Here is a 9,104-nt window from a genome sequence, read left to right on the forward strand (position 1 = left end):
CAGGCGTCGTACTGCCTGCTGCGCTGGAAGAACATCGGCCTGTCGGTGGCGACCTTCCAGGTCAGCCGGCGCTGGCCGAGGCTGGCGAAGCGGGTGCTGCGCGACGCCGCCGCCAAGCGGCTGCCCGACGGCTACCCGGTCGACGTCCACTTCAAGCCGCGCTACGACCCGTGGGACCAGCGGCTGTGCCTGGTGCCGGACGGCGACCTGTTCCGGGTGGTCCGCGAGGGGCGGGTCGACATCGTCACCGACACCATCGAGACCTTCACCGAGAAGGGGGTGCGGGTCTCGTCGGGCGACGAGCTGCTCGCGGACGTCGTGGTCACCGCCACCGGGTTCAACCTCAAGATCATGGGCGGGATGGACCTCGAGGTCGACGGGGAGCGGGTCGACCTGCGGGACCGGATGGCCTACCGCGCGCTCATGTTCAGCGGCGTGCCGAACTTCGCGTTCACCATCGGCTACACCAACGCCTCGTGGACGTTGAAGGCCGACCTCGTCGCGGAGTACGTCTGCCGGCTGCTGACCCATCTCGACGAGCACGGTCACCGCAGCGTCGTACCTGTCCCCGGCAGCGACATCCAGCACCGGCCGTTCCTCGACTTCACGCCGGGCTACGTGCTCCGCTCGCTGGACAGCCTCCCCAAGCAGGGGCACCGCGAGCCCTGGCGGCTGCGGCAGAACTACCTGCGCGACGTCCGCACCATCCGGCGCGGGGAGATCGACGACGGCGCCCTCCGCTTCGGCTGAGACGACGCTGGTCTAGTCCGTTCCGGCCCGATTGGTATCCGGAGCAACCTCTCGCCGCTCCCTGGCGTCTGAGACCGAAACCAATCGCCGGGGGGCGGACATGACCAGGACCATCTCGTTGTTCAGCGCGCTCGTGATCGGGGCCATCGGCCCGTTCGCCCTGCACCAGGCCCCGGCGACCGCCGTGCCTGTCGTCGGCGATCTCGACGGAGACCTGAGCGGAGGAGCGGCCGACTGCGCTCCGCTCGACCCGTCGATCCACCCGGGCGCACCGGACCGGCCGGACCTCGCCTTCGCCGACACCAACTGCGACGGCATCGACGGCGACGCGGCGAGCGCCATCTTCGTCAGCGCGGTGGACGGCAACGACGCCGGCACCGGGACGAGGCTCAACCCCTTGCGGACCGTCACGGCCGGAGTCAACGCCGCGGCGCCCGCCCACAAGGACGTCTACGTCGCCGGGGGGACCTACCCGGAGACGGTCGCCCTGGCTGACGACGTGAGCGTGTACGGCGGCTTCGCGCTCGGCTTCGGTTCCCGCTCGACCGCGGAGGTCACGAAGATCGCCGGCTCGGGCGGGCCCGCTGCGCTCGCCGTCGGCGACACCGGCGTCGTGCTGCAGCAGCTCACGCTCCAGGGTCGTCCGGACGGGTCCGGCAACAGCTACGGGCTCCGGGCGGTGACCGAGGGCGTGGCGCCCTCCCAGGTCGCGCTCGAGAACGTCACGGCGACCGCCGACGCCGCGGGGGCCCCTGTCAACGGGAGCAACGGCGGAACCGGGCTCGTCGGTGGCGGAGGACTCGGCAGCGCAGGGGGGAGCGGAGGCTGCGGCGCCGGGATCCAGGGACAGCTCGGCGTCGTCCTCGGTGGCGTGGGTGCCCACGGTGCCAACGGTGCCAACGGGAGCTTCGTCGCGCAGGCCGGTCCCACCTGGACACGGGTGCAGGCCCAGAACGGCGGCTTCGGAGGCAGCGGCGCCGGTGGTCAAGGTGGGCGGGGCGGCACCGGGGCATCCGACGGATTCGGCCTGCCGGTCTGCGGCGGCCAGGGTGGCACCGGTGGTCGAGGCGGGATGGGCGGAACGCCTGGCACCGGCGGTGTGGGCGGCGGCGGCTCGTTCGCGGTCTACGCGTACAACTCCTCGATCGTGGCGATCGGTTCGACGCTCACGGCCGGCAATGGTGGTGACGGCGGGTTCGGCGGAATCGGTGGCAGCGGCGGAGCCGGGACCCCGGGCTCGTCCGGTCTGCCCGGCGCGTGCTCCACCGTCATCTTCATGGGCACGACCTGCGCCTCGCCCGGCTCGCAGGGCCAGACCGGCTTCCACGGCGGGTACGGCGGCAACGGCGGCGGCGGGGTCGGCGGCCCCAGCGCCGGCGTCTACCAGGGAGGATCCACGTCGGGCTACACCGGCCTGGACACCGTGACCACGCCCGGACGGGCCGGCTTCGGGGGCTTCGAGGGCGGCACATTCGGTGGTCCGCGTGGCGCCAGCGGGGTCAGCGTTCCGGTCCTCCGCGCGGGGGCAGCGCCCACCACGTCGACGTACGACTTCGACGGTGACGGTGTCCTCGACCCCGCCGACACCTGCCCGGCCGACGCCGGCGACGTGAACGGATGCCCGGTGGCCCCGGAGACCACCATCACCGCCGGACCCGCCGACAACGGGTACCTGCTCACCACCCAGACGTCGATCGGGATCGGGTCAAGTGAGGCCGGGACAGTCGCCTGCTCGCTCGACGGTGGCGACGCGGACACCTGCACCTCACCCCACGCGCTCTCGGGGCTCTCGGCCCGGACCCACGTGTTCCGGGCGTGGGTGACGGACGGCAGCGGACAGGCCGACCCGACCGCGGCGGAGCGGACCTTCACCGTGCCGCTCGGCAACACGGTGCTGACGCACTCCGCGGGCTGGGCGAAGAAGACCGGCAGCGGCTACTTCCGCAACGCCTACTCCACGTCCACGAAGCAGGGCGCGACTCTGTCCAGGTCGGTCACGGGCGCCACCGCGGTCGCGCTGGTCGCGACCAAGGCTCCCGGCCAGGGCAAGGTCAACATCATGCTGGGCCAGTCGGTGCTCAAGCAGGTGAACCTGAGCTCGACGACCACGAAGAAGAAGCAGGTGTTCGAGCACCGGTTCTCCTCCGCCAGGAGCGGGACCATCCGGCTCGTCGTGGCGACCTCCGGGAAGCCGGTCCGCATCGAGGGCCTCGGCGTCGCCACGCAGTAGTAGCGCCTGGCGCGCCGATTCGCGGTCGTTGGCCCCGGCCCCCTAGGCTGGGGTCAACGACCCGTCCAGTCTTGCCTCGGGTTCCGCGCACCGGTCACTCGACGAGCGGCGCGCTCTTCGCCGCTTCGGCGAAGCACTGCTTCCCACCTCCGCCGCCGGCGGGGGACGGCATTGGTGAGACACACCAAGCGATAGCGACTTCCCTTGTCCTCAACACCTTCCTTCATCGACCTCGGCGTGCCCGCGAACCTCGCGACCGCCCTCGCCGAGCTCGGCATCGTCACCCCCACCCCGATCCAGGCCGCCACCCTTCCGGACTCGCTCGCCGGCCGCGACGTGCTCGGGCGCGGTCGCACCGGCTCCGGAAAGACCTACGCGTTCCTGCTGCCCCTCGTCGCCCGGCTCGTGGCCTCGGGCCGGCCCCGGCGCCCGGGTGCACCCCGGGCACTGATCCTCGCCCCGACCAGGGAGCTGGTCGGCCAGATCGAGCAGTCACTCGCCCCGCTGGCAGCGTCGGCCGGGCTCACCACCCGGACCGTGTTCGGCGGCGTCGGGCAGAACCCCCAGGTGCAGGGCCTGCGTCGCGGCGTCGACATCGTCGTGGCCTGCCCCGGCCGGCTGGAGGACCTGATCGGTCAGGGCCACTGCTCGCTCGGGTCGGTCGAGGTCACCGTCCTCGACGAGGCCGACCACATGGCCGACCTCGGCTTCCTGCCCGCCGTACGCCGTCTGCTCGACAAGACGCCGCGCGAGTGCCAGCGCCTGCTGTTCTCCGCGACCCTGGACAAGGCGATCGACGTCCTGGTCAAGCGGTTCCTGCGCTCGCCGGTCACCCACGAGGCCGACTCCGCCCAGTCGCCGGTGGCCACGATGGACCACCACGTCCTCCACATCTCGCGCGACCACCGGCTGCCGATCCTCGTCGACCTGGCCAGCGCGCCCGGTCGCACGCTGGTCTTCACCCGGACCAAGCACGGCGCCAAGGCGCTGGCCCGGCAGCTGAACCGGAGCGGCGTCCCGACCGTCGAGCTGCACGGCAACCTGAGCCAGAACGCGCGGACCCGCAACATGGACGCCTTCCACAGCGGACAGGCCCGGACCCTGGTCGCCACCGACATCGCGGCTCGCGGGATCCACGTCGACGACGTCGCCCTCGTCATCCACGCCGACCCTCCGGTCGAGCACAAGGCCTACCTCCACCGCTCCGGACGGACCGCCCGGGCCGGCGCCCGCGGGACGGTCGTCACGCTGATGACCAACGAGCAGGTCGGCGACGTCCGCCAGCTCACCCGGGCCGCCGGGATCAAGGCCCGCACCACCCGCCTCGACGGCTCCGCCCACCCGGTCCTCGCCGAGCTGGCGCCCGGTGAGCGGGTCAAGGTGCCCGGTGGCGTCGTCGTCGAGGCGCCCGCCTCCGCCGGTGGCGGCAACGGCCGCTCGCAGGGCCGCCGCCGCGGTGGCGGTGGCCGTGGCCGCACCGGCAGCCAGAGTGGCGGCCGCAACCGCGCCCGGGGCGGTCAGGGTGGATCCGGCCGCCGCTCGGGCTCGGGGCCTCGTCGGTCCGGCACGTCGGGCGGCGGCCAGCACAGCGCCGCGAGCTTCAGCTCCGGCAGCCGCTAGGACGCTGGGGTCACGCTGGGGTCAACGCTGGGTCAACGCTGGGTCCACGGGGGCTCCGCGTGGGCCCGCGTAGGCTCGCGCCGGTGAACATCGACCGCGTGCGCAGCCGGCTCCAGCGCGCGCTGTGGGACGTCGTACCCCGCGACCACCGCGAGACGCCGGCGCAGCTGCGCCGGCGCCAGCTGGTGACGCTGGCGTTCGTGGTCCTCGGCGGCGGGGTGCTGGCGCTGTCCCTGCGGATCGAGCCCGGCAGCCCCAGCTTCTACGTCGCCACGTTCGGGCTCGCGCTCGTCTGGACGGTCGGTGCCTTCGCCTCCGGACCGCTCCACCTCGGCCGCGAGCTCCATCCCTCAGGCCACCACGTCCGTCCCGTGGTCGTGCCGATCCTGCTCGGGCTCGGCCTGGCGGGCGTGTTCGTGGTGGGCGCCCTGCTGGTGCGCGAGATCGACCTGCTCGACGGCTTCGTGCGCTCCGTCGTGGAGTACGCCGACGAGGGATCGATCGGCCTGCTGGTCCTGGTGACCGTGGTCAACGGGATCGCCGAGGAGCTCTTCTTCCGTGGCGCGGTCTACGCCGCCGTCACCCGGCATCCGGTGCCGGTGACGACGGTCGCCTACACCGTCGCGACGCTCGCCACCGGCAACCTCATGCTCGGCTTCGCGGCCGTGGTCCTCGGCGCCGTGGTCGGCCTGCAGCGACGGGCGTCGGGCGGGATCCTCGCCCCCATCCTCACCCACGTCACCTGGTCGGTGGCCATGCTGTTCGCACTGCCCGTGCTGTTCGGGTGAGGCCACTCAGTCCTGCTGATGGTCCTCCAGCGCCCGGCGCACCGCCTCGGCGTACGGCACCGGGTCTCCGGGCACCAGCTCGGTGATCGAGTTGTCGGTGACCACCACCTCGGTCCCCATCGAGTCGATGAGGTTGCGGCCGGTCGTGAGGTCGACGTCGGTCACCAGCGCCAGCCAGTACGACGAGAGCCGGGGCGTCAGCACCGGCACCCGGACGATCGGGACGCGGTGCCCGGCCGACACCTCGGCGGCCACCTGGAGCATCTCGAGGTAGGTGAGCTGCTCGGGCCCGCCGATCTCGAAGGTGCGCCCGAAGGCCTCGGGCAGTCCGACCACCCCGGCGAGGTAGCGGATCACGTCGTCGAGGGCGATCGGCTGGGTGCGGGTCGACACCCAGCGGGGGACGACCATCGCCGGCAGGTTCTTGACCAGCTGTCGGGTGAGCTCCCAGGAGATGCCGCCGGCGCCGACCACGATCGCGGCCCTCAGCACGGTCACCGGCACCCCTGTCTCGCCCAGCAGCTGCTCCACCTCCCGGCGGGATCGCAGGTGCGGGGAGAGCGTGTCCTCCTCGGAGCCGAGCCCGCCGAGGTAGACGATCTGCCGGACGCCGCAGGCGACGGCGGCCTTGGCGAAGTTCCGCGCCGCGTCGGCGTCCTTCTGCTCGAAGTCGGGGTCGTCGAGCGAGTGCACCAGGTAGACGGCGACGTCGACCCCGGAGAGTGGCTCGGTCAGGGACGCCCGGTCGAAGACGTCGCCCGCGACGGGCTCGCCCGGGCCGTCGTACTGCTCGGGCCGCCTGGTCATGGCCCGCACGTCGTGACCCTGCTCGATCAGCTCGGGGACCAGGCGGCGTCCGACGAACCCCGTTGCCCCGGTGACCAGGACGGTCAGTGGCTCGCTCATCCGGCCTGCCCGGGGGAACGGAGGTGCGGCGAGCGGATCTGGGGGCTCATGGCGCCACGATAGAGAATGGCGGGGAACTTCCGCGGAAGCGCACGCGTTGACCACGCACCGCCACCCCAGGAGTCGCCCGTGCCGTTTGACCCTGCCCACCAGTTCGCCTCCCAGGTCGACCGTCTCGTGGAGCTCGGCTATCCGTCCCTCTCCGGCCTCGACGAGTCGTCGTTCCGCCAGCTCCTCGAGCCGCTGGCCGAGCCGGCCGCCGCGGTGGAGGAGCGTGACGACGTGCCGTTCGTGGTCGTGGTGACGCGGGAGCTGGTCCGCCCCGACGACACCGTCCCCCTGCTGCGCCTCGTCGGCGGCTCCAGGCCAGGCGTCGTGGACCGCAACCACGCCGAGGGAGACCTGGCGACCTACCACCCGGTGCCGGAACTGGGGTTCGACGGACTCGCCTCCGCGAGGGCCTACCTGCTGACCGGGATCCAGCGGGGTGAGGAGTTCTGCAACGTGCGCCCCGAGGACGCGCTGCCGGTGATCCTCGGCCGCGGTCGCACACCACTGACGATCGACGAGGGCATCGCCCTGGTCACCCACGCGCCACACCTGCTGGAGAAGAACAAGTGCTTCATGCTCTCCGGCTCGCGCCGCGGCGACCGCAGGGTCCCCGCGATGTGGATCAGCGAGCGGGCCCCCAAGCTGGGCTGGTGCTGGGACGGGAACCCGCACACCTGGCTGGGCGTCGCCTCGGCCGCCGGGCGGGTGGCGGCCTGACGGGGCACGACCCGGTCACCGGGTACGCCGGGCGATCCCCTCGCGCTTGGTCTCGTCCATGGCCGACTCGTACGCCGCGACCAGGCTGGCGACCGAGAGCGGCTTGAGCCGCTCGATGATCTCCTGGAGCCGGTCGGGCGAGATCCCGGCCTCCTTGTAGGCCGGCCACACCATCGTCCGGAAGACCCCGTAGAGCTCCTCGGCGATCTGCCGGCCGTGGTCGGCGTACACCTCGGCGGCGGCCGTGGCCGCTGCGGTGGGGAAGCCGAGGTCGAGCAGTCCCATCCCGACCGTGAGCTGGGAGACCGCCACCTTGAAGCGGCCCCGGGAGCCCGGCTGGACGATGCCGAGGGCGGACAGCGTGGCGAGGTCCTCCTCTTCCAGCTTGCGACCGGTGCGCTTCGCGAGCTCGGTGCGCGTCATCTCGACCGGCATCTCGGACTGCCAGGGCGCCAGCATCGTCCGGTGCAGGGCGATGTCCTCCGGGGTGGCATCGGCGGGGATCCCGGCGACGTACTTCTCGATCGCGGCCAGGGTGAACCCGTGGCTCTGCAGCTCACGGACCAGCTCCAGCCGGGCGACGTGGTCGGGGGTGTAGTAGCCGGAGCGGCCGCGCCGGATGGGAGGAGGCACCAGTCCCTTGGTGGTGTAGAAACGCACGTTCCGGACGCTCATGCCGATCCGGTTGGTGAGCTCATCGAGGGTGAGCAGCTCGCGTAGCTGCTCGACCGACTCCTCCACGTCATCCCTCCGCGCCGGGTGATCCGAACCACTGTGCGGTCACCTTGACCATGATGACAGTAATGGTGTCACAATCGGGGGTGGGTCTCGACAAGCTCCACAAAAGACAGGACGGTCATGGCAGAAGCATTCGTGTACGACCACGTTCGTACGCCGCGTGGCAAGGGCAAGAAGGTCGGGTCGCTGCACGAGGTCAAGCCGGTCGACCTCGCCGTCGGTCTGCTCGACGAGATCAAGGTCCGCAACCCGACGTTCGACCCCCACCGCGTCGACGACGTCGTCCTCGGCGTGGTCTCGCCGATCGGGGAGCAGGGCGGCGACATCGCCAAAACCGCCGCCCTCGCCGCCGGCTACCCCGAGACCGTCGCAGGTGTCCAGCTCAACCGCTTCTGCGCCTCCGGTCTCGAGGCGGTCAACCAGGCGGCCTCGCGGGTCCGCGGCGGCTTCGAGGACCTCATCCTCGCCGGGGGAGTCGAGTCCATGAGCCGGGTGCCGATGGGCTCCGACGGCGGCGCCTGGGCCTCCGACCCGGCCACCGCGCTCACGACCGGGTTCGTCCCGCAGGGCATCGGCGCCGACCTGATCGCCACCCTCGGCGGCTGGAGCCGGGAGGACGTCGACGCGTTCGCGGCGGAGTCCCACCACCGGGCCGCCAAGGCGTGGGCCAACGGCTACTTCGCCGACTCGATCGTCCCGGTCAAGGACTTCAACGGCGTCACGGTCCTCGACCACGACGAGCTGATCCGCCCCGACACCTCCGTCGAGGGGCTCGCCGGCCTGAAGCCGTCGTTCGCCGACATCGGCTCCCAGGCGGGCTTCGACGACGTGGCCCTCGAGAAGTACCACTGGGTCGACAAGATCGACCACGTCCACCACGCCGGCAACTCCTCCGGGATCGTGGACGGCGCGGCGCTCGTCGCGATCGGTTCCGAGCAGGTCGGGACCGATCTCGGCCTCACCCCGCGGGCCCGGGTGCTCGCCACCGCCGTCTCGGGCGCCGACCCGACCATCATGCTCACCGGTCCGGCCCCGGCCGCCCGGAAGGCGCTGGCCAAGGCCGGGCTCTCGGTGGAGGACATCGACCTGTTCGAGATCAACGAGGCGTTCGCCGCCGTGGCCATGCGGTTCATGCGCGACCTCGACATCTCCCACGAGATCACCAACGTCAACGGAGGCGCGATCGCGATGGGCCACCCGCTCGGCGCGACCGGCGCGATGATCCTCGGCACCCTCATCGACGAGCTCCGTCGCCGCGACCTCCGCCGCGGCCTCGCCACGCTCTGCGTCGGCGGCGGCATGGG

7 protein-coding genes and 1 pseudogene are annotated in these 9,104 nt (G+C 72.1%); 6 read left to right on the forward strand and 2 right to left on the reverse strand.

Annotated features, from left to right (window positions below; translation table 11 throughout):
* The 4 genes and pseudogenes from VFN12_RS00005 to VFN12_RS00020 form a co-directional block, all read left to right on the forward strand.
* Nucleotides 1-750: pseudogene (locus VFN12_RS00005) on the forward strand (FAD-containing monooxygenase EthA); the annotation flags it as partial.
* 100 nt (nucleotides 751-850) lie between these two features.
* On the forward strand, nucleotides 851-2,980 hold the full coding sequence (locus VFN12_RS00010; protein ID WP_325116473.1) for a hypothetical protein: 2,130 nt from the start codon (nucleotides 851-853) through the stop codon (nucleotides 2,978-2,980).
* Between the two features lie 204 nt (nucleotides 2,981-3,184).
* On the forward strand, nucleotides 3,185-4,600 hold the full coding sequence (locus VFN12_RS00015) for a DEAD/DEAH box helicase (RefSeq protein ID WP_325116474.1): 1,416 nt from the start codon (nucleotides 3,185-3,187) through the stop codon (nucleotides 4,598-4,600).
* A gap of 83 nt (nucleotides 4,601-4,683) precedes the next feature.
* Nucleotides 4,684-5,388, forward strand: a complete 705-nt coding sequence (locus VFN12_RS00020; protein ID WP_325116475.1) for a type II CAAX endopeptidase family protein — start codon at nucleotides 4,684-4,686, stop codon at nucleotides 5,386-5,388.
* Nucleotides 5,389-5,394: 6 nt separating this feature from the next.
* Here the strand turns inward: VFN12_RS00020 and VFN12_RS00025 are convergent, their stop codons facing one another.
* The gene (locus tag VFN12_RS00025; RefSeq protein WP_325116476.1) at nucleotides 5,395-6,294 is read right to left on the reverse strand and encodes an NAD(P)H-binding protein; all 900 of its coding nucleotides are present in this window, start codon (nucleotides 6,292-6,294) and stop codon (nucleotides 5,395-5,397) included.
* Between the two features lie 129 nt (nucleotides 6,295-6,423).
* Here VFN12_RS00025 and VFN12_RS00030 point away from each other — a divergent pair, with 129 nt between their 5' ends.
* Nucleotides 6,424-7,062 carry a DUF5701 family protein gene (locus VFN12_RS00030; protein WP_325116477.1) on the forward strand — a complete coding sequence of 213 codons (639 nt, stop codon included), beginning with the start codon at nucleotides 6,424-6,426 and terminating at the stop codon, nucleotides 7,060-7,062.
* 15 nt (nucleotides 7,063-7,077) lie between these two features.
* Here VFN12_RS00030 and VFN12_RS00035 read toward each other — a convergent pair whose 3' ends face one another.
* Nucleotides 7,078-7,803 carry a MerR family transcriptional regulator gene (locus VFN12_RS00035; protein ID WP_325116478.1) on the reverse strand — a complete coding sequence of 242 codons (726 nt, stop codon included), beginning with the start codon at nucleotides 7,801-7,803 and terminating at the stop codon, nucleotides 7,078-7,080.
* Between the two features lie 117 nt (nucleotides 7,804-7,920).
* On the opposite strand from VFN12_RS00035, the gene VFN12_RS00040 reads away from it, so the two are divergent.
* Nucleotides 7,921-9,104 (forward strand): acetyl-CoA C-acetyltransferase (locus VFN12_RS00040; RefSeq protein ID WP_325116479.1); only part of this gene is annotated, 1,184 nt, incomplete at its 3' end.

Origin of the sequence: Nocardioides sp., assembly GCF_035703625.1 — a bacterium.
GTDB lineage: Bacteria > Actinomycetota > Actinomycetes > Propionibacteriales > Nocardioidaceae > Nocardioides.

Excerpts from the sequence above, each read along its gene's own strand:
- VFN12_RS00010 (WP_325116473.1), top strand. The coding sequence starts at position 851 with ATGACCAGGACCATCTCGTTGTTCAGCGCGCTCGTGATCGGGGCCATC.
- VFN12_RS00025 (WP_325116476.1), bottom strand. The coding sequence starts at position 6,294 with ATGAGCGAGCCACTGACCGTCCTGGTCACCGGGGCAACGGGGTTCGTC.